At 57.9% G+C, this 23,283-nt stretch carries 26 protein-coding genes and 2 pseudogenes; 15 read left to right on the top strand and 13 right to left on the bottom strand.

All coding sequences use genetic code 11. The features are described 5' to 3' along the window. Positions 1-54 precede the first annotated feature (54 nt). A complete protein-coding gene (locus KY494_RS09590; protein WP_219890775.1) occupies positions 55-333 on the bottom strand; it encodes a hypothetical protein in 279 nt (92 codons plus the stop codon). Positions 334-534: 201 nt separating this feature from the next. Then, positions 535-747: pseudogene (locus KY494_RS09585) on the bottom strand (FGGY-family carbohydrate kinase); the annotation flags it as partial. A gap of 998 nt (positions 748-1,745) precedes the next feature. Between KY494_RS09585 and KY494_RS09580 the strand changes: the two are divergent. Next, positions 1,746-2,459: a hypothetical protein gene (locus tag KY494_RS09580; protein WP_219890774.1), complete on the top strand. Its 714-nt coding sequence runs from the start codon at positions 1,746-1,748 to the stop codon at positions 2,457-2,459. A gap of 276 nt (positions 2,460-2,735) precedes the next feature. Here the strand turns inward: KY494_RS09580 and KY494_RS09575 are convergent, their stop codons facing one another. From KY494_RS09575 to KY494_RS29690, 3 genes and pseudogenes are all read right to left on the bottom strand, one after another. After that, the gene (locus KY494_RS09575; protein ID WP_219890773.1) at positions 2,736-3,065 is read right to left on the bottom strand and encodes a hypothetical protein; all 330 of its coding nucleotides are present in this window, start codon (positions 3,063-3,065) and stop codon (positions 2,736-2,738) included. A 104-nt stretch (positions 3,066-3,169) separates the two neighbouring features. Then, positions 3,170-3,388: a LytTR family DNA-binding domain-containing protein gene (locus tag KY494_RS09570; protein WP_219890772.1), complete on the bottom strand. Its 219-nt coding sequence runs from the start codon at positions 3,386-3,388 to the stop codon at positions 3,170-3,172. A 153-nt stretch (positions 3,389-3,541) separates the two neighbouring features. Next, positions 3,542-3,700: pseudogene (locus tag KY494_RS29690) on the bottom strand (IS3 family transposase); the annotation flags it as partial. A gap of 257 nt (positions 3,701-3,957) precedes the next feature. On the opposite strand from KY494_RS29690, the gene KY494_RS09565 reads away from it, so the two are divergent. The 4 genes from KY494_RS09565 (at position 3,958) to KY494_RS09550 (ending at position 6,926) form a co-directional block, all read left to right on the top strand. Next, positions 3,958-4,206, top strand: a complete 249-nt coding sequence (locus KY494_RS09565; protein WP_219890771.1) for a hypothetical protein — start codon at positions 3,958-3,960, stop codon at positions 4,204-4,206. A 66-nt stretch (positions 4,207-4,272) separates the two neighbouring features. Further along, positions 4,273-4,686 (top strand): BLUF domain-containing protein, encoded by a 414-nt coding sequence (locus tag KY494_RS09560; protein ID WP_219890770.1) that lies wholly within the window; start codon positions 4,273-4,275, stop codon positions 4,684-4,686. Positions 4,687-4,727: 41 nt separating this feature from the next. Next, positions 4,728-6,410 (top strand): methyl-accepting chemotaxis protein, encoded by a 1,683-nt coding sequence (locus KY494_RS09555; RefSeq protein WP_219890769.1) that lies wholly within the window; start codon positions 4,728-4,730, stop codon positions 6,408-6,410. A gap of 138 nt (positions 6,411-6,548) precedes the next feature. Beyond that, entirely contained in the window at positions 6,549-6,926 is a 378-nt protein-coding gene (locus tag KY494_RS09550) for a hypothetical protein (RefSeq protein WP_219890768.1), read from the top strand. Between the two features lie 569 nt (positions 6,927-7,495). Here the strand turns inward: KY494_RS09550 and KY494_RS09545 are convergent. From KY494_RS09545 to KY494_RS09525, 5 genes are all read right to left on the bottom strand, one after another. Continuing rightward, positions 7,496-9,244 carry a bifunctional diguanylate cyclase/phosphodiesterase gene (locus KY494_RS09545; protein ID WP_219890767.1) on the bottom strand — a complete coding sequence of 583 codons (1,749 nt, stop codon included), beginning with the start codon at positions 9,242-9,244 and terminating at the stop codon, positions 7,496-7,498. Beyond that, entirely contained in the window at positions 9,234-10,595 is a 1,362-nt protein-coding gene (locus KY494_RS09540) for a sensor domain-containing diguanylate cyclase (RefSeq protein ID WP_219890766.1), read from the bottom strand. The genes KY494_RS09545 and KY494_RS09540 overlap by 11 nt, the downstream gene beginning before the upstream one ends. Beyond that, on the bottom strand, positions 10,592-10,981 hold the full coding sequence (locus KY494_RS09535; RefSeq protein WP_219890765.1) for a phosphonate transporter: 390 nt from the start codon (positions 10,979-10,981) through the stop codon (positions 10,592-10,594). Before KY494_RS09535 ends, KY494_RS09540 begins: the two co-directional genes overlap by 4 nt. Positions 10,982-11,100: 119 nt before the next feature. After that, positions 11,101-12,360, bottom strand: a complete 1,260-nt coding sequence (locus tag KY494_RS09530; RefSeq protein ID WP_219890764.1) for an AMP-binding protein — start codon at positions 12,358-12,360, stop codon at positions 11,101-11,103. Then, positions 12,357-12,962 carry a TetR/AcrR family transcriptional regulator gene (locus KY494_RS09525; RefSeq protein WP_219890763.1) on the bottom strand — a complete coding sequence of 202 codons (606 nt, stop codon included), beginning with the start codon at positions 12,960-12,962 and terminating at the stop codon, positions 12,357-12,359. The genes KY494_RS09530 and KY494_RS09525 overlap by 4 nt, the downstream gene beginning before the upstream one ends. Before the next feature lie 95 nt (positions 12,963-13,057). On the opposite strand from KY494_RS09525, the gene KY494_RS09520 reads away from it, so the two are divergent. The 9 genes from KY494_RS09520 (at position 13,058) to KY494_RS09480 (ending at position 20,934) form a co-directional block, all read left to right on the top strand. After that, complete coding sequence (locus KY494_RS09520) at positions 13,058-14,341, top strand: NAD(P)/FAD-dependent oxidoreductase (RefSeq protein WP_219890762.1); 1,284 nt, start codon at positions 13,058-13,060, stop codon at positions 14,339-14,341. Next, positions 14,338-15,114, top strand: a complete 777-nt coding sequence (locus KY494_RS09515) for a DUF1365 domain-containing protein (RefSeq protein ID WP_219890761.1) — start codon at positions 14,338-14,340, stop codon at positions 15,112-15,114. The genes KY494_RS09520 and KY494_RS09515 overlap by 4 nt, the downstream gene beginning before the upstream one ends. Beyond that, positions 15,111-16,316 carry a cyclopropane-fatty-acyl-phospholipid synthase family protein gene (locus KY494_RS09510; RefSeq protein WP_219890760.1) on the top strand — a complete coding sequence of 402 codons (1,206 nt, stop codon included), beginning with the start codon at positions 15,111-15,113 and terminating at the stop codon, positions 16,314-16,316. The genes KY494_RS09515 and KY494_RS09510 overlap by 4 nt, the downstream gene beginning before the upstream one ends. A gap of 109 nt (positions 16,317-16,425) precedes the next feature. Beyond that, the gene (locus KY494_RS09505; protein WP_219890759.1) at positions 16,426-16,875 is read left to right on the top strand and encodes a nuclear transport factor 2 family protein; all 450 of its coding nucleotides are present in this window, start codon (positions 16,426-16,428) and stop codon (positions 16,873-16,875) included. Next, the gene (locus tag KY494_RS09500) at positions 16,872-17,372 is read left to right on the top strand and encodes a TspO/MBR family protein (protein WP_219890758.1); all 501 of its coding nucleotides are present in this window, start codon (positions 16,872-16,874) and stop codon (positions 17,370-17,372) included. The genes KY494_RS09505 and KY494_RS09500 overlap by 4 nt, the downstream gene beginning before the upstream one ends. 35 nt (positions 17,373-17,407) lie before the next feature. Beyond that, positions 17,408-18,115, top strand: a complete 708-nt coding sequence (folE, locus tag KY494_RS09495; protein WP_116744653.1) for a GTP cyclohydrolase I — start codon at positions 17,408-17,410, stop codon at positions 18,113-18,115. A gap of 22 nt (positions 18,116-18,137) precedes the next feature. After that, positions 18,138-18,563 (top strand): BLUF domain-containing protein, encoded by a 426-nt coding sequence (locus KY494_RS09490; protein ID WP_219890757.1) that lies wholly within the window; start codon positions 18,138-18,140, stop codon positions 18,561-18,563. 318 nt (positions 18,564-18,881) lie between these two features. Beyond that, on the top strand, positions 18,882-19,781 hold the full coding sequence (locus KY494_RS09485) for a MerR family transcriptional regulator (RefSeq protein ID WP_258194772.1): 900 nt from the start codon (positions 18,882-18,884) through the stop codon (positions 19,779-19,781). A 169-nt stretch (positions 19,782-19,950) separates the two neighbouring features. Beyond that, positions 19,951-20,934: an NAD(P)/FAD-dependent oxidoreductase gene (locus KY494_RS09480; protein ID WP_219890755.1), complete on the top strand. Its 984-nt coding sequence runs from the start codon at positions 19,951-19,953 to the stop codon at positions 20,932-20,934. Positions 20,935-20,963: 29 nt separating this feature from the next. On the opposite strand, the gene KY494_RS09475 is transcribed toward KY494_RS09480, so the two are convergent. Then, entirely contained in the window at positions 20,964-21,659 is a 696-nt protein-coding gene (locus tag KY494_RS09475; RefSeq protein WP_219891546.1) for an SDR family NAD(P)-dependent oxidoreductase, read from the bottom strand. Between the two features lie 306 nt (positions 21,660-21,965). After that, positions 21,966-22,364: a thiol-disulfide oxidoreductase DCC family protein gene (locus KY494_RS09470; protein ID WP_219890754.1), complete on the bottom strand. Its 399-nt coding sequence runs from the start codon at positions 22,362-22,364 to the stop codon at positions 21,966-21,968. A 153-nt stretch (positions 22,365-22,517) separates the two neighbouring features. On the opposite strand from KY494_RS09470, the gene KY494_RS09465 reads away from it, so the two are divergent. Beyond that, on the top strand, positions 22,518-23,024 hold the full coding sequence (locus tag KY494_RS09465; RefSeq protein WP_258194771.1) for a DUF3429 domain-containing protein: 507 nt from the start codon (positions 22,518-22,520) through the stop codon (positions 23,022-23,024). A 19-nt stretch (positions 23,025-23,043) separates the two neighbouring features. Here KY494_RS09465 and KY494_RS09460 read toward each other — a convergent pair whose 3' ends face one another. After that, positions 23,044-23,265 (bottom strand): hypothetical protein, encoded by a 222-nt coding sequence (locus tag KY494_RS09460; protein ID WP_219890753.1) that lies wholly within the window; start codon positions 23,263-23,265, stop codon positions 23,044-23,046. Between the last annotated feature and the right edge of the window lie 18 nt (positions 23,266-23,283).

The following is a 23,283-nucleotide window of genomic DNA, read 5'->3' as shown; positions in this document are numbered from 1 at the left end:
TAGGCCCTCACTATCTCCTGGTGAGTAGTGAAAAGGTAGCCATTACAAATATAGTCAAAAACGATTGGCATAAAAGTTGGTTCCTGATTGTAAGGTTGAAAATAGCCTGAAATTAACATCAGTTTTTTCAATATATTTTTTGAGAGACCAATTTTTAAGTATGGTGTTCGATTTTGGACGGATGGGAGGCAACCCAAAAAGTCGCTTGGTTGCATTTCTTTGGCGGATACCAAACAGCGACTTGGGAAAGCCCACTTCAGGCTGCAAACGCAACGATCCCGGCGAACTGAACATGTAAGGATGGATATCCCCATGCAAGAACGGTTCCGCCATGCTGGGGTGCCTGGTAGTACGACCCATCGAGCGGCTGGCCATCCGTTCCGTGATGACCATAGCCACGTTGTGTGAAATCAGGTCGTTGCAATTCGTGCACATACTGCGCAACAAAGTGAGTTAGGACTTGTACCGTATCTTGCACAGTCATACATGGCATGAACAGGTCGCATGGATCGGCGACAGTGCCACGGCACGGGATGCCGCGCCTAGTGCCGTCGTTTCAATCACTTGCGGGCGTACAACGTGGACAACCTGCAAGTCGGCTTGAAATTACAGCAGTAGGTTGTTGGCGCAGGTGCCGCCGTCCCCGCGCAGTTTTGCATCATGCGTCATCGCCTGCAGCAGGGCCGCGCTCTGGAAGGCAATCAGGCCCACCGTGCTGCCGCAGGGGAGGCCTAGGATGGTATTCGAGTAGGTTCGATACCTCATCCACCTACTGCAACCTGGCCTGCGGTTCCACCGCCAGGGAGGACGCTGTTGCGTCCTCGTCGTCTCCAAGCAGCCCTTTCCAAGCAAAGGCAAGGCAATCAAACGCATGAAATATCCCCTGGCGTAAGCAGCGAGCGGATCATCAGCAGGCCAGACGTCCCTGCCTGGACTTGGCCGCCTGACGCCTCAAGCACGAGGACGAAACGTGGAAGTTGGTGCCTCGACGAACCGAACCATCACAAAGTATCCACCGGCTCATAACAACCCGGTATGTGTACGTTACCGTGACTGTTGATGGACTCCGTGCTGCCGGCCAGAGGCCGGCGAGGACGCGACAGCGTCCTCCCTGGTTGGGTGCCGGCCGCAGGCGAAAACGATCAACGCCGCAAACATAGCGCACGTTGCCGAAACACACCGAACCCAGAACAAACCATTCCAGCTCATGCATGCCCGTCCACAGTCATTGCGATGCTTTCCACACGATCACAATGTGATCAAAAAAACAACCATAAAACCGCGTATCGAAATGGAACATCCTCGCGCGCACGTGCATTACTCATTGCTTGAGCATCTCAATTATCTTTCTTTATCTTTATGCTTCGAAGGTCCTTCGAAGATCCATCAGGCGATACTGCATTACTTCAAGTTGAAACGCATCCATTTGGCAGCCGTCTCCATGACCCGGGTAGCCGCAGAATCCGAAATTTCGTGATTACGGCCACCTTCACGTTGCAGCACTTCGCCCGCCACTCGCGATCTCCCGACCGAATGAGTATCCCAAACTCCGAGACTGCCTGGTTTCAGATGAATCGCATCTAAACCGATCACGCGCAAATCTAGGCCTATTTCATACCACTTTCTTCACTCCCCGCTAGCTGCCCTATACGGAAGTAGGAAGGACACTGTCTCACAGTCACGGACCGTCAGGTAGCACCGCCCAACAACCCGAGTTAATCTCATCAAAGTAAAGGATTTTTACCATGCGTTTCTTCAAGTTGCCCAACACTTACTGGTCTGATCGTCGTAGCCGTCTCATCGCCAAAACCGGTCCTCAAGGCCACTTGGTAGACCTCTACCTCAACTCCTGTTCGATGGGGAACTATATCGGCATCTTTTACCTGAACCGCGACCAGGCTTGCCTGGACCTGTCTATGGCGGAATCCGATCTGATGGATTACGTCCAGAAGTTCATCGACTTGGGCATTGTCAAGTATGACGAGGAAAATGAAATCATCTGGATTCTCGACGCTGCGCAGCATATGGGGCAGATGCTGGCAGCCGACAAGCGTGCTATTGGTGTCCGTGCCGACTACGCATGCGTGTCGAAAAATTCCCCGCTGCGCAAAGAGTTCTACATCAAGTATGCCAAAGCCCTGACATTGCCGAATGAAGAGCTCGGTTCGGACGAAACAACCGGGACAGAATCCAGTTTTAACAAGGCCATGGTACGCGAGGCAAGGCTGCGCTTTGACGGGGCTCTAGAAATGTTGATGGCACTTCGATCGGACAACCGTCAGCAATTCAGCGTAAACGCCGATGAACACGTTCTGGCGGATGCTGTAGGCATCTGGAAAGAAAAAGGCCATGCAGAAGCTACCCGACTCATTCTAGCGGCAATGCTTTCCAACGATCTTGACTTACGCGTGGCCATGGGGCGCAAACCGATGGCAAGTACCCCGATGCGCGATATTTAGTCTTAACTATTCACAACAGTTCGGGCGCGCGGGAGTATGGCGATCCGACGGACGTCAAACTCCCGAACAAGCAGGAAAACCTTCAGGCTTATAAGTTCATGCACAGTAACAATGTACAGGATTTTTCTTAAATGAAAAGCAAACAACAGATTGATCAAGAGTATCGCATTAAGACGCTTAAGTTTTTGGCTTGCGTAGGCTACGCTACCACACGTCATATCTCGATGGGTGTGCTCGGCGCATGCGACGTAAGCAGCCGCAAGATGGCTGGCAGAATCATTCGCAGGCTGCGGATTCTTGGATACCTGGCGGAGACGCGGGATGGGAACTCGGTAGCGGGGGAGCTAGCTGTTTGGCGAGTTGTTGACCGTCCGTGACCCTATTGTACTTGCCCTCGCGCTGATGCTGGCGCAAGACAACTTCGACTTGTTTGGCTTTGTCTGGAAAAACGTAGTGGGCATTGAGCTTGGCAATCAGCGTATCGATGACCTCCACCCGGACTGCCTGATTGACCTCAACTGTCGGCGCCACCGGGGGTGTGGCTGCGAATGCTCCTGTCACGGTCAGCAATAACGAGGCCAGGGAGACTCTCCATATATTTTTCATTCTTTTCCTTTTTTAATATGTCTAAATGATTAACCACGAACTGAACCAACAATCCGCCGTCGTCACGAAGGCGGGCAATCGGCAGGGAGGCTTTAACATCCCTGCTACATCTGGCGGAACTGCTTGGTAAATCCCTCGCTAACGGCCAGGCGCTCGGTCCGGCCTTTCAGGATGACCTCCAGCCCGGAGCCGCTGCGTGCCCCGTATTCACTGCGTTCTATCCGGTCAATGGCCTGCAGATTGACAACGGCACTGCGGTGGATTTGCGTGAACAACTGCGGGTCCAGTTGCTCGAGCAGCGACTTGAGAGGCAACCGAATCAACGAATCACCTCAGGGTCTTCCAAAAGATAGAGCCACGTTGATCACTCCGATCTCCTGCCGATAAGACAGGTGGAATTGTGCTAATAACGTGGGTCAGATTCCGTTGCAAATTCGTGGGAAAAGTGGGTCAATTTTCAGTGCAACTTAACAGCGCCAGGCAATGATTTCGCGGTCACAGCAATCCTTCACGAACACACCGGTTACCACTTCGCCATTGTCGCAGGCGATCTCAAAGCCGTCCGAGCACCACCGCTGATTTGGTTCGTCCACCGCCACCACGCCATTGTGCACGCGGCTGCTTACTGGCGTTTGTCGGGTGGACGATGTCTAGCAGACTCGTGGCGATTCACATCGATTAAATTGCCGCTCCAGTCAAGACGTCGCTGAGCAGATGCTTACGCTTGCTCCGCGTTTCGCCCGGCTTATCTCGCGACGTTTCTCTAAAAGAAAAAATGATGCATATTTTCACTAAATAAATCTTTTTGGAAATAAATTGTTGCCTCGTGAAAGCCAGTAAACGATAATTTGTCTAGGACAAACTGATATTAATTAGGTTGGGCAAGATAATCGTGGAGGAAATTACAACAATCTCAACCGTGTCCCTTGAAACCGGCATTTCCAAGGAAGTGCTGCGCAAATGTGAAGAACGCTACGGCTTGGTCCCTACCGCAGTGGAAATCTGGGTCGGCGGTGCTGGCGTCATTGCGCTGGGCCGTTCGCCAAGAGGCGTCAATATCATGTTGACGTTGCAGCACTTGAAGGAGGTGCTCGGCAAGTATCGTCGTTCCCGTAGTTCGATGTTGGCACGGCAGCAGTAGCCGGTGTCAGAAAACCACCCGCGCCGCCAGGCGGATGCGGCATTTAACTCTATCTAGGTAATTACCATGTCAATTAACCAACTCGTCTACATTAGCCAGGCAACCCGCAAAATGTCGAGCACTGAACTGAACCAGATTCTTAACACCGCCAAGAACAACAATAACGGCATTGACGTCACGGGCAGCCTGTTCTACAACGGCGGTTGGTTTCTGCAGGTGCTGGAAGGGCCTTTGGCGACGCTCAATGCGCTCTACAACAAGATCGAAAAAGATCCGCGCCACAAGAACTCCCGCATCCTCTACAACGAGCCCGCCAAATTCCGCACCTTCACGCGCTGGAGCATGAACATGACCAACCTGGACGATCGCCAGGCGGATAAATACGACCAGTTGGTCGAGGTTATCGACGCCGCCAAGAGCGACCGCAAGATTGGCGCGGCATCGCCGGCGGTCACGCTGCTCAAGATCTTCAAGGAATAAATCCAGGTACTGTCTTCCATTAACTTTTTTACCAAGCAACCATGTCCTTCTCCAAGCTAAAAATAGGCGCACGCCTCTACCTCGCCTTCGCCGTCATTGTCTCCATGCTCATCGGGCTGGTGGCGCTGGCCGAGACCAACTTCGGCCGCCTTGGCGCCGCGAACGCCTTGAATGTGCATACCTACGAGGTGCTCGGTGAAGCGGGCTCGGTGCTGGAAGGCTTGATTAACACCGAAACCGGTCAGCGCGGCTACGCGTTGACCGGGAAGGATGCGTCTCTCGACCCTTACCACGAGGGGAAAAAAAATTTCAGCCTCCACCTTGGCAAGCTGCGTGAGCTGACGTCTGATAATCCGACCCAGCAACAGCGCTTGAAGGCTCTGGCAGACGCCCAGCAAAAATGGCTGACCGACGCGATCGAGCCCGCGATCGCGCTGCGCCGCCAAAGTGGTGACGCCGCCGACGTCATGGCATCGGTCGTCGAGCTGGAGCAATTGAGCAAAGGCAAGGCCGCCATGGACAGCATGCGCGTAGTGCTGCGCCAGATCATCCAGACCGAGCAGGAATTGCTGCAACAGCGGGTGCAGAACGCTGCAGATCAGCGTGCGCGCACCGACATCATCATGATCGGCGGCGGCCTCGTTGCTGCACTGTCGGCCGCGTTGCTGGCGGTGCTGCTGACCAAAAACATTACCCGTCCGCTGCATAAGGCAGTTGCCGTCGCGCAGCGTGTGGCGCAAGGCGACCTGACCGGCACGATCGAAGTCACCACCGAGGATGAGACCGGGGACTTGATGCGCGCGCTCAGCAAGATGAACACGGCTCTGACGAGCATCGTGCGAGAGGTCAGGAACGGTACCGATACGATTGCTACCGCCTCTGCCGAAATTTCGGCCGGCAATATGGATCTGTCGTCACGCACCGAACAGCAAGCCAGTTCGCTGGAGGAAACCGCATCATCTATGGAAGAACTGACATCGGCCGTCAAGCAGAACGCCGACAGCGCACGCGAGGCGCGCGATCAGGCGGAGTCGGCTTCCGACGTCGCCGTACGCGGCGGCGTGATGGTGTCCGAAGTGGTGGAAATGATGGCGTCCATCAATGGGTCGGCGCGCAAGATTGTCGACATCATCGGCGTTATCGACGGCATCGCGTTCCAGACCAATATTCTGGCGCTCAACGCCGCCGTGGAGGCCGCCCGTGCCGGCGAACAAGGGCGCGGCTTTGCTGTCGTCGCCACCGAGGTCCGCAATTTGGCGCAGCGCTCGGCCAGCGCGGCGAAGGAAATTAAGACGCTGATCGACGATTCTGTGACCAAGGCCGACATGGGCAGCAAGCTGGTGGACCGCGCCGGTGCGACAATGCAGGAAGTGGTGCAAAGCGTCCAGCGGGTCAACAGCATCATCAGCGACATGGCGGCCGCCAGCGAGGAGCAACGCAGCGGCATTGAACAAGTCAACGATGCGATTGCCCAGATGGATCAGGTCACGCAACAAAATGCCGCCCTTGTCGAAGAAGCGGCCGCAGCGTCGAGCGCGATGCGGGATCAGGCCGAGAGCTTGTCGCAAGCGGTCAGCGTGTTTCGGCTCAATGCCGTCGCCACTGCGCCAGCGGCGACGGCGCGGGTGGCCGCGCTTCCCGCTGCTACCCGCCCGCCGCTGAAAAAGTTGGCGGCACCCAAGGCGGCCGTTGCTGCCGATAGCGAGGAGTGGGCGGAGTTCTAAAGACCAGCGCCTGACGATCGGCCTGCGCTTTAATATTGATGGGACGTGTAAAATTCGCTCGCGATTTTCCAGCCCTGCGCTGTCTTGAGACGTTGCAGCGTTTTCCAACCCCACGTTTCACGCTGTGCTCGCGTGTTGATGAACACTAGCGTAACGCTGGTGAGATTGCCATCGACAAGCATTTGGGCAGCGCGTGCGCTGCGCCGACGCCTGGTTGGCGTCAACCCGGAGGTTACGGTGTCGCGCGCAATGACGCAATCAGATGTGCAGCGTGTTACGGACATCATGGTGGAGATCAGCCGGGCCAGCATGCAACAGCAGCGCTGCATCATGCAGATTGGCCACGCCATTGTCGACATCGACAAGGTGACCCAGCACAACGCGGCCCTGGTCGAAGAAGCGGCCGGCGTTGCCGCCAGTCTCACGGAGCTGGCCCAGAGACTGGCCCGGTTGGCTACGCAGTTCAGGACCGGCGCGGCTAGCGCGGGTGATCGACGTGTTCAACACACCTCGTAGACAGCGCCGACGTAAATGCCATGGTCGAACGTGGCTGGCGCGTTTGACCTGCGGATCACACCGCGTCGGGCTGATTTTCCGGCGTTGCGCGTTGAAAGGCCTCTTGTACGACGCAACGGTTGTCGATGGCCGTGATCGTCAATTAAGCCGACAGGTCCCAATCGAAGCGGCGTGCGTTGTATAGCTGCGGAACGAGGCAGCAGTCGGCCATGGTAGGCGTGTTGCCATGGCAAACAGGCCTGAAGCCGGACTGCCAGCCAGCTGGCGCTCGATCGCTTCTAGGCCGAGGGCCACTCAGTGGCGGTGCCATGCGTTCTTCTGTTGGGTGTCGACTTTCAGCACATCGCTCATGTAGTGCAGTGCGCGCAGGTTGTTCACTGGGTGAATAATACCGCGTAGCTCTCCATGAGACTGTTAGCAATCTTGAGGCTGCCACTTTATATGCGCTTGGTGAATCAAACGTAAATTTTGTTCCAATTGCAGACACCCCGAATCTCAGCATTGATGAGCTGAATCCCAGGCGCAAGCAAATCTCTGGAATATCGCTGTTATACGCTGTACTTTTCAATCTAAGCCATTTCACTTAACCATTCCTCAACTGCCTCTCCGCTAATAGGTCGACTATATAGATACCCCTGGCCCTTGTTGCATCCCTGGGCGTAAACCACGGCTGCTTGCTCTTCAGTCTCTATTCCTTCCGCTACTGTATTCATGCCTAAGCTACGTGCGACTTTCACAGTTGCTTCTATTAAGACTTCATGATGGCGACTGGAGCCGGCTAAGGTAACAAATGAACGATCAATCTTGACAGTATCGACGGGCAATAGGTGCAGGCTCGATAGCGAGGAATAGCCGGTTCCAAAATCATCCAGGGCGAGCTTGACCCCAAGCGCTTTCAGGCGAAGTAACTGTTCTTGGATGTCTTTTCCCTGAGCCGCCAAACTCTCGGTAATCTCCAACTGCAATTTATCTGGCTCCATTCCGCAGGCTGCAAGAATGGCTTTCACCTTGTCGCACAAATCTTCCTGGCTTAGCTGTGCACGTGATAAATTTACTGCAAGCAGCCGCGGTGCTCGCGTTCCCAATCGTTGCTTCCAGCCTACAAAATCGCGGCATGCCATTTCCAACACTTTTTCACCGATTGCACCGATCAGGCCACAGTCCTCGGCGATGCCGATGAACTCCAAAGGCCCGACTATCCCTCGTACTGGATGTTTCCACCTCACCAAGGCTTCGACACCTGCTGCCGGATCAAATTTCCCGCCCGCCAACAGTCCGACCACAGGTTGATACAAGTTATATAACTCACCCCGCTCTATTGCATATCGGAGATCGGTTTCCAAGCCTCTGCGCAACAGCGCATCATCACGCATCTGCTGGCAAAATACCTCAAAACGGTCTCCGCCTCCAGCCTTGGCGATGGCCATGGCAATCGCAGCGTCGCGAAGCAGATCATCCGCATCATAAGCGTCAGAGTTCAGCGCCACTACACCGGCGCTGAACGTACATGTGAGGTCATGATTCCCAATGATGTACGGTTTGCTCAGGCGGTCAAGCAAGCGCGCAGCAATTCGTGATGCGACGTCTCGATCAGCCAGCCCATCCAATAGTACTGCGAACTCGTCACCTCCTACTCTCGCTGCCAGTTCAGCCGAGGAGCGCTTTCCAGGTGGCCGGCTACTCGATCTCAGAGTCGCGCGTAGGCGTTCCGCCACAAGAACAATGACCTGATCTCCGACCTCGTTGCCTAAAGTGTCATTAATTTGCTTAAAACGATCAAAGTTGATGAACAGCACAGCGCAATAATCGCCACTGGGGGCACGCGCGCGCTGTGTCATGGCATGTAACAATTCGAGTGCGCCCGCGCGATTGGGCAACTGTGTCAACGCATCCAGCTTTGCTGCACTCGCGAGACGACTAGCCAGTATGCTTTGCTCCCGGACTACCTCATGGGTCGCGTCCAGCAATATTGCCATTAAGCGATTGCCATCCACTTTAAGCAGGCCTAGTGATAATACTGCGGGGCTTTCAGGATGATCTCGTCGATTCTTATTTATTGCAACCCTCATACCTTCACAGATCAGTCCTTGCTCATGTTTGAAGTTAGTGCACAGGCGTATCAGACCCGGTGCATACGGCTGTAGTACCTGAAAGAAATTGACAAGATCCCCATCCTGAGAGAGCGGCATTAATAATTGTGAAGCCATAGGGTTGAGCATCTCTATACTGCCGTCTTTTTGCAGCTGTATGAGCGCAACAGGCGCACGATACAAAAACTGTATTAAAGACTCATAGGCACTGTCGTTTTCACCGCTCATGGCCTACTCCTATATGTTGTGTAGGAAAATCAGCTGCATCGGTGTCAAAGAATGCGACCTGGTTTCGGCCTCGGCGTTTCGCTGCATACAGGGCTTGATCGGCGCGTTTCATCAGTCCGTCGAATCCCGTCAGGTTATCGTCCATTGCCGCAACGCCTATGCTAATAGTGTAGGCGATGACATGCTGTTCATATATGGCGGGAATGAGTTCTACTTGGGCCCTTAAGCGCTCCGCCACTGTCATTGCATCGGCCAGATCCACAGAGGGCAAAATGACCGCAAATTCTTCGCCTCCGATGCGCGCCAGTACATCAACCTGTCGACATACGCTCTTCATCGTGGCAGCCAGATGGCACAGTACTGCATCGCCTGCCGGATGACCGTATTGGTCGTTGATCGCCTTGAAATGGTCTGCATCGAGCATGATCAGCGACACTGGCCGCAAGGCGTTTTTGCGGCGCAGTATCTCCAGATCGGCAGCCTCAAAAAAAGCACGCCGGTTTGACAGGCCTGTGAGGTGGTCGCAATAAGCTGCCTTGCGAAGATTTTCGCTGGCATCACGCTTATCTGAAATGTCCCGAATGATCATGCAATAGGCAGCTTCTTCATCGTTGAACTGAATGGGCTGAGAGTTCTCATCGATACGGATGGGCAGTGGCGAAGTCATTGAGCTGCCCCAGAATTCGCTGCCGTCGGCGCGCAGCCTCGCCCCCTCATCCAACGCCCAGCCGTTTTCGTCTGCCTCCCGCAAACGGTCCAGCTGTTGTTCTGGGGTGGTAGCCTCGGAGGGGTAAAAAATTGCATATGGCTGCCCTTTGATGCCCGGTGTATGTCCAGTTACCCTGCCAATGCTTTCATTCCAGGACTCGATTCGCCCTCGCTTGTCCAAGCTCACCAACGCGTAGTCGGCAATATTCGTCATGATCGCGTTAAGCCAAGCGTCGGTCTTGCGCAGCTGTCTTTCGCGCCTGTCTTGCATGGTGATATCGTTTAGTACCGCCATCAGCCGCTCCGCATCCAGCTTCAGCATACTCAACGATAGCACCTGCGGGCCGCTGGCCGCGCCGTCCGCGTGCAGGTACAGCCGAGTTGCGTCACAGATTTGGCCATAGTCTGCACAAAATTGACTGCATTGCAGCTGCAGGTCTGGTGCAACCGGTGCGAGCGCTTCGAACAGGTTGGTCAGTTCGCCGTCTCGGCTCAGCGGCATCAGCAGTTGGGCCGAAAGCGGATTGAGCATGACAATTGTACCGTCCGACGAGATTTGAACCAGGCCTACCGGCGCCATGTACAGAAACTGAAGCAATGCTTCGTATTCCTGAGACTCCTCAGAATGGATGAGGCTGCTCATAAGCGATACACCAAGACATAGGATAGATCGGCCAGCGGGTCCGACAGTAGCCGCAGCTTAACCTTGGTAGGCCGCATGCGCAATGTCAGCACATAGTTGATCGTGTCGTCCAGGGTTTGCCCGCTTTCATGCGCGTCCACGAACCGTTGTGCGACGAGGAAATTGTTCATGCACGGCGCGATTACCATGAACAGGTCCTGCTGCAGCACGCGCTCCACGCTGAGTCCGGCCGCCTTCGATTCAAAGGTGTTATAGCGCTGAACCCGACCGTCCTTTCCGAAGCCGATGACGCCGAAGCCGAGCGCATTCAGCGCAACTTCATCCATCGTTTCCAGCAGCATGGTGATGCCAGGCTGGTCAAACTGTGTTTCTGCAAGCATTTTCATTGTTGCCAACTCCTGTACGGATCGCAAGAGGATCTCTGTTATCGTGTTAATCAAGCTGTATAGTGTCTCCAAGCCTCACCCAGCAGCGGGTCCATACAAGCGTGGCTTGTCCATCCATATTACGGTCCATCTGCACCTGGACCATCGCTGATGATCCAATCGGTAAGCTTACCCTGCAGGTTCACTGGCAGAGCGGCACCGACCGTGAACGACACTGGGCGCGCTGCAGGCGGCAAACGGTCCCTGACCCAGGACGCCAACTGATCCGGCAGGCGGTCGGCTCCGTCGAATTGTGCGGCCACCACGAACGCCTTCAGCCGCTGCCCTTCGTCCGCACGCATCAGCCGCACGTGGGCTTCGCTTACGCCAGGATGGCGCTTGAGCATCTCTGCCACCTGCGCCGGATAAACGTTCGTACCACCGACTTGCACTGCCTGGTCGCGCCGGCCCACTGGTACGAAACTATTCTCGCCCTGCCAGTCGATCTGATCCTGGCATTCGCAGTGGAGCTCGGCGCCGTCGGGTGCCTGGCGCACCAAAGCGTCGGCGGACGCGGAGCGCCGCCAGTGCGGCAGCAAGACATAGGGCCTGCGCGCATCGGTGCGCCAGCCCACACCTGCGGTTTCGCTGCTACCGTATACTTCTATCATAGACAAGCCGGACGCCGTCAGTTGCAGCGCCAGGTCGGGCGGGCATGGCGCGGTCGACGTCACGCCCGTAACACCACTAGGCCAAATGGGGGCGTGTCGGGCAACGGCGGACCAAAGTTCCGGGTAACCGATGATCACGTCCCCGTCCGTGGTCTGCACGATCAACTCCATCGGAAGCATATTTCTCGCATCGACCAGCGAGGCGCGCACCGGGCCGCATGCCAGTGGGAGTAGCACGCTGAACAGGAAGCCATAAATGTGATGCGCAGGAACGGTATAAATGACGCGCCGCGCATGCGCCAGTTGTGCTGCGAAAAAGCACGCCTCTTGCCATAGCATGTCGAGTTTTTGGGGGCAGGACTTGGGCACGCCGCTGCTGCCGGAGCTTGTAAAGCTCAGCTCGGCGCTGTACTGGTCCAGACCGTTACTGGCGCAGGCGATCCACTGCTCGAGCGTCGTGCACCCCAGCAACGCCTGGTCGGCGCCACTCTCGTGCAGATGCAGGCAAGCGGACAGCGCCGTCGCAAGGGTGTAGCGCTCCAGTGAATCGATACCCAAGTCAGCTTCCAGCTGCAGGCCATCGGTCCACGGCAACGACGGCAAGCCGGCGCTCCCACGCCGCATCATGAGCAATTCAGCATGCATGAGGTCCGACACAAAACGGCGCAGCAGCGCCCCGTCGTGCCACCAGTTGGCGCAGTGCGGGTAGGGTGCTTGAGTCTGTTTCACTTCAAGCCTTCAAACGATACTTTGAGCATATGGCGCACGATATCCTCAGTCACCATCTTGCTGTATTTTTGCAAATACTCGACCGCAGGGTCACAGGTTCGAGAGTAATAGCTGAACAGTACAACGTCTGTGGGCAGTTCGCGGTTCAATTGCCCCTGCTGCTGCGCCAGCTTCACCAAGGCCTCCAGCTGCCGGTTCAGTTTCATTACTCGCAGCATGTACTTCACATTGCGGATCAACATGTCGCGCACGTGCGGGCTGGTCGATGGCAGGAACGGCAGTCCGCCGTCCAGGCGCACCCGCAGCGCCCACTCGAGCAGGGCTGACAATTTCTGCAGCGGACTGAGTGCGGTGTCTAGCGCGGCGACATACTCGAGCGCGCCGTCGAGCAGTCGTATTAGCGCCTCACCGATTAGCTCCTCCTTTGATTTGAAGTGCTTGTAAAGGCTGGGTTTGGAGATGCCGACCGTACCGGCGACGTCATCCATGGTCATCAAGTCATAGCCTTTTTGGCTCAGTACTGCCGTCGCGGCATCGAGGATGGCGTTCTCGCGCAGCTTAAATGCTTGATTTTTAAAGCTTAGTCTTGGAAGGATACTCATTGGTAATTTTCGATACTAATCAGTAGCTTTTATTATTTGAAGGTAGTAATATTAGCACGCCAGTAAAAAATGCTCAGAATAATCAACAAAACTACATGAACCCGCCACGCAAACGCATCGCTATCATCGGCTCAGGCATTTCAGGTCTGGTCAGCGCCTATTTCCTCAACCGCAAGCACGACGTCGTGCTGTTCGAGGCCGCCGGCTATCTTGGCGGCCACACCAACACCGTGGACGTGACGCTGGAAGGGCGCTGCCACGGCGTCGATACGGGCTTTCTGGTCTATAACGAGCGCACCTATCCCAACCTTGTGGCGCTGTTCGACGAGCTGGGTGTCGACAGCATCGCCAGCGACATGTCGTTCGGCGTGTCCATGGACGGCGGAGCGCTGGAATGGGCAGGCTCCAGCCTCGATACCGTGTTTGCGCAGCGGCTCAACGCCGGCTCACCTTCCTTCCTGCGCATGCTGTGGGACATCCTGCATTTCAACCGCAACGCGGAGCGCTTTCTGCAATGCTCGAACCAGACAGTGCTGACGCTGGGACAGCTTCTGCAGCAGCAGGGCTATGGCGCGCGCTTCCGCGACGCCTACCTGCTGCCGATGGCGGCGGCAATATGGTCCAGTTCGCCAAGCGATATATTGCAATTTCCTGCGGCGACCTTCTTGCGTTTCTGTCTGAACCACGGTCTGTTGCAGGTCAACGACCGTCCGCAGTGGCGCACGGTCGCAGGCGGAGCCCGCCACTATGTCCACAAGATCGCCGCCACGCTGCCTGACATTCGTCTGAACATGCCGGTGTTTTCCGTGCGGCGCAGCGCAGGCCGGATGCAGGTGTGGAGCAATAGCGCGGGCGCCGACGAGTTCGACGCCGTCGTGTTCGCTACCCACGCGCCGACCACGCTGGCCATGTTGCACGACGCCAGCCAGACAGAGCGCGCTATCCTCGGCGGCGTGCGCTACCAGCCCAACACGGCCTACCTGCACACGGACACGAATCTTATGCCACGGCGGCGCAAGGTCTGGTCGGCCTGGAACTACCTGGCGGGCGCGCAGTCGGACGGACAGCGTCCCGTGTGCGTGAGTTACTGGTTGAACCAGCTGCAGGCATTGCCGTTCGAGGCACCGGTGATCGTGACGCTCAATCCACACACCCTGCCGGCCGAGAGTAAACTGATTGCCAAGTTCGACTACGCCCACCCGGTAATGGACATGGCTACCGTGCGCGCACAGCAGCAGCTGGCGCAAATCCAGGGCAAGGGCGGTACGTGGTTCGCCGGCGCCTGGACCGGCTACGGCTTCCACGAAGACGGCCTGAAATCGGCACTGCGCATCGCCGCAGCATTCGACACGGCGCCAGCATGGAGTGTGCTGCCATGAAGCAGCCTGCCGCCCAATTTTTGCACGGCCAGGTGACGCATGTGCGCCTGCGTCCGGCGCCACACCGTTTCGTCTATCCACTATTTTATGTGCGCTTGAACCTGGCCCGGCTGGACGAATGTCATTCGCGCTGGTTCGGCGTGGACCGCTGGCGGCCGCTGTCGATATGGCGGCGTGATTTTGGCCCGCGCGATGGTTCGAGTCTGGAGCAATGGATGCGCGCTCTGCTGCGCGACCACCACATCGACGCCGACGGCGAAATCTGGCTGCAAACCTTTCCCCGCGTCGCTGGCTATGTGTTCAATCCCGTCAGTTTCTGGCATTGCCACGACGCTGCTGGCCAGCTGCGCGCCGTGCTGGCCGAGGTCAACAACACCTTCGGCGAAAGTCACCGCTACCTGATGCGTATCGCCCATACGGCCGGTGGCTCGGCCACTGCTATTGCCGACAAGCAGATGCACGTGTCGCCGTTCTGCGAGGTCAAGGGACACTACCGCTTTCGTTTCCGCCTGGACGGTGCCAGCCACTGCACCGGGCTGGACTATCACGACGGCGACGGCATGCTACTGCGCACTGCGCTGAGCGGGCGTCCCGTGGCGATGACCGACAGCGCATTGGCTGGTGCCCTGCTGCGCTATCCGCTGCTGGGGCTGGGCATCGTGTTCCGCATTCACTGGCAGGCGTTCAGGCTCTGGCTGAAACACGTTCCGTTTTTCAGCAAGCCGCCTGCCCCCTCTCATCAAACCACCGTGCACCAGGAGCCTGCCCGATGAATCGTACCTTGTCTACCGTCACGCTGTCCGCCCCCATCGGCGCGCGGTTATTCCTCAGGCTACTGAACAATATCCGTCACGGACACCTGGAACTGATCACCCCCTGCGATACGCGCATGGTGTTCGGCGACGCCCATGCGGCTTCCGGCGCGACGCTCAAGCTGCACGACTGGCGCGCCTGCCAGCGCATCCTGCGCGCGGGTGACATCGGTTTTGCCGAGGCCTACGCGGCTGGCTGGGCCAGCACGCCGGACCTGACCGCGCTGCTGCGCCTGGCGCTGCGCAACGAAGCGTCGCTGAACCAGCTGGTGTTCGGCGGTGCGCTGGCGCGCTGCTGGTACCGGCTGCGGCACTGGCTGCGCCCCAACACGCGCAAGGGGAGCATGCGCAACATCCACGCGCATTACGACATCGGCAACAACTTCTACCAGCTCTGGCTCGATCCCAGCTGGACGTATTCCAGCGCGCTGTTCGACGGCGACTACCAGCTGACGCTGCAGGACGCGCAGCGGCGCAAGTACCAGCGTATCATCGACACGCTACAGCTACGGCCCGGCCAGCGCGTGCTCGAAATCGGCTGCGGCTGGGGTGGCTTTGCTGAGCAGGCCGCGCAGCAAGGTATCCACGTGCATGGCGTGACGATTTCGCCGTCGCAGCTGGAGGTGGCGCAGCGCCGCGTGCAGGCGCTGGGGCTGAACGACCGCGTGCAGCTGGAGCTGTGCGATTACCGTGACCTGCGTGGCGAGTACGACGCCGTGGTGTCGATTGAAATGTTCGAGGCCGTGGGCGAGCAGTATTGGCCGCAGTATTTCCGCACCGTCGCGGCGCGGCTAAAGCCCGGTGCACAGGCGCTGGTACAGTCGATCACCATCGGCGAACAGCATTTTGCGCGCTACCGCAGCAGCACCGATTTCATCCAGCAGTACATTTTCCCCGGCGGAATGCTGCCCAGCGTCGAACGTTTCGAACGCCAGGCGGCCCGCAGCGGCCTGCGCCCAGTCGAACGTCACGCTTTCGGCCGCGACTACGCCGAAACGCTGCGCCGCTGGGATGCTCGCTGCCGCCTACACCATCCGCAGATCGCGGGCCTGGGTTTCGACGAACCCTTCATGCGGATCTGGCATATGTACTTCGCCTATTGCGAAGCTGCCTTTGACGAGGGACGAACCGATGTTGTGCAATTCCTGCTCCAGAAGGCCTAGTCGGCCATGACGTCGCTGTGGCGCCTGGGCCAGGTCACGCTGATGTTCGGCAGGCGCGCATGCGCCCCTTGAACCGGCCCATCGCCATCACTTACTTTTTGCTGGAAAAATGAACGATACTCAACCACTGCTGGCATGGTATGCCACGCTGACACCGGACACCGTTGGACGGGCGGGCCAATTCTACGCGGCGGACGCGCAGTTTCGCGATCCGTTCAACGATGTATATGGCGTTGCAGCGATAGAGGCTATCTTGCGCCACATGTTTGTCCACACCGAGCAGCCGCGCTTCATCATCGACGAGCGCGTGGTGCAGGGCGACCAGGCCTTCGTTACCTGGCAATTCGTGTTCCACTTGCGCGGCGTGCCGTATGAGATATCCGGCGGCAGCCATTTGCGCTTCAATGCGGACGGCCTGGTCTTCATGCACCGCGACTACTGGGATGCCGCCGAAGAGCTGCTGGAAAAGCTGCCACTGATCGACGCCCCGATCCGATGGCTGCGCAGCCGCTTCCGCGTGCCGCTGCCCGATGCAGCAACAAAGGGGAGGAAGGCATGAACGGAGCCAAGTCCATGAAGCCGGGCGCATTGCTTCAGTTGGCCGGCTGGATCGCGCTGACCGCCGCTTTTGCAGCCCTGGGCGCGTTCGCCTCCGTCCACGCGGCCGTGTTTTATGCGCAACTGGACCGCCCCGGCTGGGCACCGCCCGCCTGGCTGTTCGGTCCCGTGTGGAGCTTGCTGTATCTGATGATGGCCATCGCCGCCTGGCGCGTCGGCCGTACCGCTGCAAGCCGCGCCTACCCGGCGCTGCTGCTTTATCTGGCGCAGCTGGCTGTCAACGCACTGTGGAGCTGGCTATTCTTTGCCTGGCATCTGGGCGCGGCGGCGTTTGCGTGCATCGTTGTGTTGTGGCTGATGATCGCGGCAACCATCGTACTCTTCGGCTGCCGCGAACGCCTCGCCGCCATGCTGCTATGGCCCTATCTGGCATGGGTCAGCTTCGCCGGGGGGCTGTGCTTCAGCATCTGGCAGCGCAACCCGTCCCTGCTCGGCTAAACGCTACAACGCACTACTAACAACAAGGAATTCCCATGACGAATGAAAAGCAGCTTGACTACCGGGTCGCCGGCACACCTGCCTCCGAACGCATACGCGCCCGCTTGATGGCAAGCGGTGTCCGTTTCCACGCCAACGACAATATCGCCGACTACATCGAAAGCGGCGAAATGGATGAACTGCTGGACGAGGTCAGCCTGCGCATGCAGGGCGTGCTCGAGAGTCTGGTGATCGACACCGCCAACGACCACAACTCGCAGGACACGGCGCGCCGCGTGGCCAAGATGTATTTGCTGGAAGTGTTCGGTGGGCGTTACATCCCCCCGCCGCCCGTGACAGAATTTCCCAACGCCGCCAACCTGAACGAGCTGATGATCATCGGTCCGATCACCGTGCGCAGCGCCTGTTCGCACCACTTGTGCCCCGTCATGGGCAAAGTATGGATAGGTGTGATGCCCAACCAGCACTCCAACCTGATTGGCCTGTCCAAGTATGCGCGGCTGGCGGGATGGATCATGAGCCGTCCGCAGATCCAGGAAGAAGCCGTGGTCCAGTTGGCCGAACTGCTGCAGGAAAAGGTCAAGCCGGACGGTTTGGCCGTGATCATGGAGGCCGATCACTTCTGCATGCAGTGGCGTGGCGTTAAAGACAATGACGCGCGTATGATCAATAGCGTCATGCACGGTTCTTTCCTCAAGGACCCCGCGCTGCGGCGGGAGTTCCTCTCATTGATCAAACGCTGATACACCATCCCAAGGAGTTCCCATGCTCGTCCGTTTACTCTATGCCAGCCGCGCTGCGGGCACTATCGATGTCGCTACCATCGGCGCCATACTCCAGCAGTCCCGCCGCCACAATCCATCCAGCGGCATAACCGGCGTCCTGTGCCACAGCGAACGGTTTTACCTGCAGCTGATCGAAGGAGGACGCGAACAGGTCAATATCCTGTATGCCCGCATACTCGCCGATACACGACACACAGGCGTAACACTGCTGCACTACGAAGAAATGAGCGAGCGTCGCTACGCTGGCTGGACGATGGGACAGACCAACCTCGACAAGCTCAATCCGGGCACGCTGCTGCGGTACTCGATGCTGCCCGAGTTCGATCCGTTCGCGCTTGGCGGAGCCAGTTCGCTCTCGCTGGTCGACGAGTTGATGGCTGGCGCTGCGGTCCTTGGTCGGGCATAAGGGCGACGCGCCATCGCATCTGCACCGAAGCCGTCGAGGCATCAGCCGCTTGCGGCGGGTTCATGTTGAATGTTGTTGCATTTAACTCGCAAAACAGTCGAGTCTGTTCCCGGCTCACTGAGAGTTGGCGTCGCGATGAACTGGATTTGTAGCGGTGTCTTCGGCGATTTTCATCTGTTATCTGCCGATTGCGCGATATAATCAGGAATTATAGGTTCATTATCGGTTCGAGTTATGGTGCTATCTTTACTTCCTCCTCAGTCCGACAACAGTCAGCCTGTTCAATATCGCAGCGGGGTCGCTGCCAGACTTGCTGGCTTGCCGGTTGAAACGTTGCGCGTGTGGGAGCGTCGTTACGGCATCTCCGATACCGGGCGTAGCGCGCATGGCCAGCGTTTGTATTCCGAGGATCAGGTTCGTCGGCTGCGGCTGATGAAGCAACTGGTCGACCAGGGCCATCCAATTGGCGCGCTGGCGAAGCTGCAGTTGGAACAATTAGGCCAGTTTGCGTTGGTACCCGAGCCTGGTGTGCCTTTGCAGCCTTTGCAACCTATGCGCCTGGCACTGATGGGCACGGCACTGGCGCGACGCCTGGCCGTCGGCGGGCGAGAGTTACTGGCGCTCGATATCGTCGCCCACTTTCAGAATCTGGACGAGGCGGCAGCGACATGGCCTGGCACTGGCGCGCAACTGCTGTTGATGGAAATATCGGAACTCGATGAGGGCGTGGTGCCGGCGATTGGCGCGCTGCGTCAAAAACTGGGGATGGCGGTGGTGGTGTTGTACCGTTTCGGCGCCAGCGCGACCATACGCCAGTTGCGCGCTCAGGGCTGCCTGCTTGCGCGCGTACCCAACGATGTTGCAGAAATAGTGTTGCTGTGCCAGGCGGCGCTGGCTGCGTTGCCCTTGGCGCAAGCTCAGCTTGCGCGGCAGCGGCCGGCGGCGCCGGCCCCGCGCCGCTTCGACGACCGGGCGTTGGCGGAGCTGGCGGCGGCCAGCAGTACGGTCCACTGTGAATGCCCGCGCCATCTGACGGAGATCCTGTTGATGATCAACAGCTTCGAGCGTTACAGCGAACAATGCTCGTCGCGCAATGTGGCCGACGCGCTGTTGCATGAGCAGTTGGGGCACGCCGCCGCGACCGCCCGCATGGTCCTGGAGGAAGCGCTGTTGCGGCTTGCTCGGGCGGAGGCGCTGCCTTTGCCTGCGGGCCTGTAAGCGGAAAGTCATCACTTATCAGGAGCACTATGCCGTATTACACCATCACGAAAGCCCAGTCCTGCCCGCACATTTCATGGTACTCGCCAGCCTGGCGCATGTCTGGCCAGGCGGGAATGGTACTGCGCTTGCAGCCGGGCAAGTTGCTGCACAGAAGACTGAGCATCTCATGATGAACTCTTCTCGCATCGCCATCATTGGCGCCGGCATCGCCGGTTTGGCCTGTGCCACGGCCTTGAATCAGGCTGGCTTCCAGGTCACTCTGTTTGACAAGAGCCGCGGCGCGGGAGGGCGCATGAGCACACGGCGCGGCGCCGACTGGCAATGCGACCATGGCGCACAGTATTTTACTGCGCGCAACCCTGAATTCCGGGCCGAGGTAGGCCGCTGGGAGCAGGCCGGCGTGGCTGCGCATTGGCAGCTGCAGCTGCGCAGCTTCGATGCTGACGGATGCAGCGGCGGTGCACCGGTCGAGCGTTTTGTCGGCGTTCCGCGCATGTCAGCTATCGGCGCGTGGCTGGCCGCAGATCTGGCATTGCAGACAGGGATGGCGATCAGTGCGTTGCAACGTGAAGACAACGCTTGGCGCTTGCATGTGCAGGATGAGGGGCCTCTTGCGCAGCGTTATGACATGCTAGTGCTTGCGGTGCCGGCGCCGCAGGCGGTGCCACTGCTGGACCAGGTGGCGCCATTGCAGGCCGCGCTGGCGGCCGGGACAAATATGGCAGGCTGCTGGGCAATGATGCTGGAGTATGCGCAGCCGTTGGCATTGGACTTCAATGCCGCTTTCCTCAACTCCGGTTCGCTGCGCTGGGTGGCACGCGACAGCGCCAAGCCTGGCCGTAGCGGTCGCGAAAGCTGGCTGTTGCATGCCAGTGCCGAATGGAGCGAGGCGCACATTGAGCTCGATGCCGATAGCGTTGCCGCGCAGCTGCTCGCAGCCTTTATCAGTTTGGGCGGGCAGGTGCCGCAACGCTGGAGCGTACACCGTTGGCGCTATGCCAGTACGCCGCAGGCGCGTAACGACGTCTGCATATGGGAGGCAGGGCAGGGTCTGGGTATCTGCGGCGATTGGCTGAACGGTGGCACAGTGGAGGCTGCCTGGCTTAGCGGTCATGCACTGGCACAACGCATCATTGCCGGCGCCGCTTAAGCGTGGCGCGCGTGCCGGCGTGGTGCGTACTACCAGGGCAGGCGCGTCCCGTCGTATGCCAGGAATGTGCCGCTGTCAGACGGCCTCAGGGTATCTAGTACTGCGAGCATGTCGCTGGCGGCGTCATGCGCCGGACGTCCGATAAGCTCACCGCGAAATGGCTGCGACAAGCGAGAGTTGACGGTGCCCGGATGCAGCGCGACCAGCACGCTGTGCTTTTGCGTACGCGCCAATTCAATGGCTGCCGTCTTGACCAGCATGTTGAGTGCGGCCTTCGAGGCGCGGTAGCTGTACCAGCCGCCTAGCTGATTGTCGCCTATGCTGCCCACTTTCGCCGATAACATCGCCATGATGGCGCGTTCACCATCGAGTAGCGGCAAGAAATGGCGCATGAGCAGCGCCGGCCCCATGGTGTTGGTCTGGAAAATTGCCTGCATCTGCTGATAATTCAGGTCAGCCAGGCGTTTCTCAGGCATGAAATTGCCGTCGTGCAGCATGCCTGCGGCGTTGATGATCAGGTGATAGGGCGGCTTGGTGGCAAGTTCTCGTGCGGCCTCGGCAATGCTGTTTTCGTCGGCAAAGTCGAGTTGTGGTGTCGAATGGCGATGCAGACCGCACACGGATGCGCAGCGTGGCATGGCACCCAACAGGTCGACGAATGCGGCGCCGACCGCGCCCGACGCGCCAAGCACTAGCGCGTGAAACTGATCAGGAAGACTGGACATCATGGCATGCTGCTCCATTCAAGGGTGGGGGTGTACCTATCTGTTCCTCTAGTGCCTGCGGGCGTTGCCCGACTTTTCGATGCCGACGCCGCAGTCTGTACGCGCCCGGCGCGACCTGTGCGCCAGAGGATATCGAGTTTCAGCTTATCGACCGGTGTTGTGTGTGTCCAGCGTATTTTGCTCTTCCTTGTGTCTAATGCGGTTCATTTTCGGTTCATTGCATCGAATTGTTGAAGTGCAAGGATTACCTTTTGCCGTGCTGCTGCCTGTTTCGCCAGAGTTGTGTCATGCCCGACCATGCTTGCACTACTGCCGCTGGGCAGTGCCGCATTGTCTGACCAGCCACTGTATGCGCGGACGCAGGCGCAAGAAGCCACGATACAGCAACTCCAGCAGCGTTTGCATGCCGGGCAATGAGCCCAATTTTCCCAGCCAGCGCCAGGCCGGGTATAGCAGCCATAGTGCAACGAACGCCGCTGCGCCGCTCAGCATGGTGCCGTCCTTCGTTTGCACATGAAATCTCGCCATCAACTCCTGGCAACTGCAACCCTCCATTGCGCTCAGCTTGGAATCGCTGACATCGACCCATTCGATGGGGGTCGTCGGCACAGCACCTTGATAGAGGCTGATTTCCCAACGGCACAAAGGGCAGGAGCCATCAAAAAAAACAGTTGTCGTAATGCCGTTTTCGGCAGGTTGGGGCATGACTTGACCTCTTTCGGTAGTGAGTATTTGTTGCGATGAACCTACATTGAACCTATATATATTAGACTATGCGGTTCATTATAGCTACAATCGTGCAATGGCTGCTCAGGTAGCGATCAACGCTGTACAACATTGACAAACAAAGAGGGTTGCATGAACAAGCTAGCATTGAAGGCGGCTGTGGCCGACGAGCTGGAACGGGCGCGTCAAATGAGCCGGGACCGTACCCCGCGCATCGTTGCCTGCCTCGCTTACGCTGGCCTGATACCGTTCCTTGCGTTATTGGCGGCGAGCTGGCTCGATACGCAGCGTAGCGGTGTCTGGCAGCAATTATCACTGCAATACGGCGCTGTGATCCTCAGTTTTGTAGGCGCTCTGCATTGGGGTTTCGCCATGAGCGTGCAATTCGTCAGTGATCGTAAGCGCAACGTCTGCTTTGCCTGGAGTGTGATTCCCGCCTTGCTGGCCTGGTTGGCCTTGGCGCTTGACCCGCTTGCGGGCAGTGCCTTGCTGGCCACCGGCTTTGGCGTCCATTACTTCCAGGACTGGCGGCTATTCAGGCATGCCGGGTTGCCCATCTGGTATTTACCGCTGAGGTTGCAATTGTCTGTCGTCGCTGCTGCGAGCCTGCTCGCCACCAGCTTCGCCAGCCACGTATGAGGCAAGGTACGGTGAGCCATCAGGCCGCTGGTCGCCCAGCTTTCATCTTCGAAAACAAGAAACGCTGCTCCACCATCGGTTGGCAAACAGAGAGGCAGTTGCCATCCTGCATCAATTGACACTTTTTAGAAAAATCCTGTCTTTCCGCGCTGCGTATCCATTGCAAGAAATTAAATGTTGCAAATTTAAAATTTGCAACGCCTATCTGCTCGCCAAAGAGGTTGCCGCAAAGAATCATCATTTATCGGACAATGGCTTA

This window comes from Janthinobacterium sp. PAMC25594 (assembly GCF_019443505.1).
Classification (GTDB): Bacteria; Pseudomonadota; Gammaproteobacteria; order Burkholderiales; family Burkholderiaceae_D; genus Janthinobacterium.
The sequence above is the reverse complement of the archived record's forward strand: the minus strand, read 5'-3'. Positions and strand labels throughout refer to the sequence as shown.

What these genes read in the sequence shown, in the direction of transcription:
- KY494_RS09590 (WP_219890775.1), bottom strand. Translation starts at nt 333, where the DNA reads ATGGCGGAACCGTTCTTGCATGGGGATATCCATCCTTACATGTTCAGT.
- KY494_RS09580 (WP_219890774.1), top strand. Translation starts at nt 1,746, where the DNA reads ATGCGTTTCTTCAAGTTGCCCAACACTTACTGGTCTGATCGTCGTAGC.
- KY494_RS09575 (WP_219890773.1), bottom strand. Translation starts at nt 3,065, where the DNA reads ATGAAAAATATATGGAGAGTCTCCCTGGCCTCGTTATTGCTGACCGTG.
- KY494_RS09560 (WP_219890770.1), top strand. Translation starts at nt 4,273, where the DNA reads ATGTCAATTAACCAACTCGTCTACATTAGCCAGGCAACCCGCAAAATG.
- KY494_RS09555 (WP_219890769.1), top strand. Translation starts at nt 4,728, where the DNA reads ATGTCCTTCTCCAAGCTAAAAATAGGCGCACGCCTCTACCTCGCCTTC.
- KY494_RS09550 (WP_219890768.1), top strand. Translation starts at nt 6,549, where the DNA reads ATGAACACTAGCGTAACGCTGGTGAGATTGCCATCGACAAGCATTTGG.
- KY494_RS09545 (WP_219890767.1), bottom strand. Translation starts at nt 9,244, where the DNA reads ATGAGCGGTGAAAACGACAGTGCCTATGAGTCTTTAATACAGTTTTTG.
- KY494_RS09540 (WP_219890766.1), bottom strand. Translation starts at nt 10,595, where the DNA reads ATGAGCAGCCTCATCCATTCTGAGGAGTCTCAGGAATACGAAGCATTG.
- KY494_RS09535 (WP_219890765.1), bottom strand. Translation starts at nt 10,981, where the DNA reads ATGAAAATGCTTGCAGAAACACAGTTTGACCAGCCTGGCATCACCATG.
- KY494_RS09525 (WP_219890763.1), bottom strand. Translation starts at nt 12,962, where the DNA reads ATGAGTATCCTTCCAAGACTAAGCTTTAAAAATCAAGCATTTAAGCTG.
- KY494_RS09520 (WP_219890762.1), top strand. Translation starts at nt 13,058, where the DNA reads ATGAACCCGCCACGCAAACGCATCGCTATCATCGGCTCAGGCATTTCA.
- KY494_RS09515 (WP_219890761.1), top strand. Translation starts at nt 14,338, where the DNA reads ATGAAGCAGCCTGCCGCCCAATTTTTGCACGGCCAGGTGACGCATGTG.
- KY494_RS09510 (WP_219890760.1), top strand. Translation starts at nt 15,111, where the DNA reads ATGAATCGTACCTTGTCTACCGTCACGCTGTCCGCCCCCATCGGCGCG.
- KY494_RS09505 (WP_219890759.1), top strand. Translation starts at nt 16,426, where the DNA reads ATGAACGATACTCAACCACTGCTGGCATGGTATGCCACGCTGACACCG.
- KY494_RS09500 (WP_219890758.1), top strand. Translation starts at nt 16,872, where the DNA reads ATGAACGGAGCCAAGTCCATGAAGCCGGGCGCATTGCTTCAGTTGGCC.
- folE (WP_116744653.1), top strand. Translation starts at nt 17,408, where the DNA reads ATGACGAATGAAAAGCAGCTTGACTACCGGGTCGCCGGCACACCTGCC.
- KY494_RS09490 (WP_219890757.1), top strand. Translation starts at nt 18,138, where the DNA reads ATGCTCGTCCGTTTACTCTATGCCAGCCGCGCTGCGGGCACTATCGAT.
- KY494_RS09480 (WP_219890755.1), top strand. Translation starts at nt 19,951, where the DNA reads ATGATGAACTCTTCTCGCATCGCCATCATTGGCGCCGGCATCGCCGGT.
- KY494_RS09475 (WP_219891546.1), bottom strand. Translation starts at nt 21,659, where the DNA reads ATGTCCAGTCTTCCTGATCAGTTTCACGCGCTAGTGCTTGGCGCGTCG.
- KY494_RS09470 (WP_219890754.1), bottom strand. Translation starts at nt 22,364, where the DNA reads ATGCCCCAACCTGCCGAAAACGGCATTACGACAACTGTTTTTTTTGAT.
- KY494_RS09465 (WP_258194771.1), top strand. Translation starts at nt 22,518, where the DNA reads ATGAACAAGCTAGCATTGAAGGCGGCTGTGGCCGACGAGCTGGAACGG.
- KY494_RS09460 (WP_219890753.1), bottom strand. Translation starts at nt 23,265, where the DNA reads ATGATGATTCTTTGCGGCAACCTCTTTGGCGAGCAGATAGGCGTTGCA.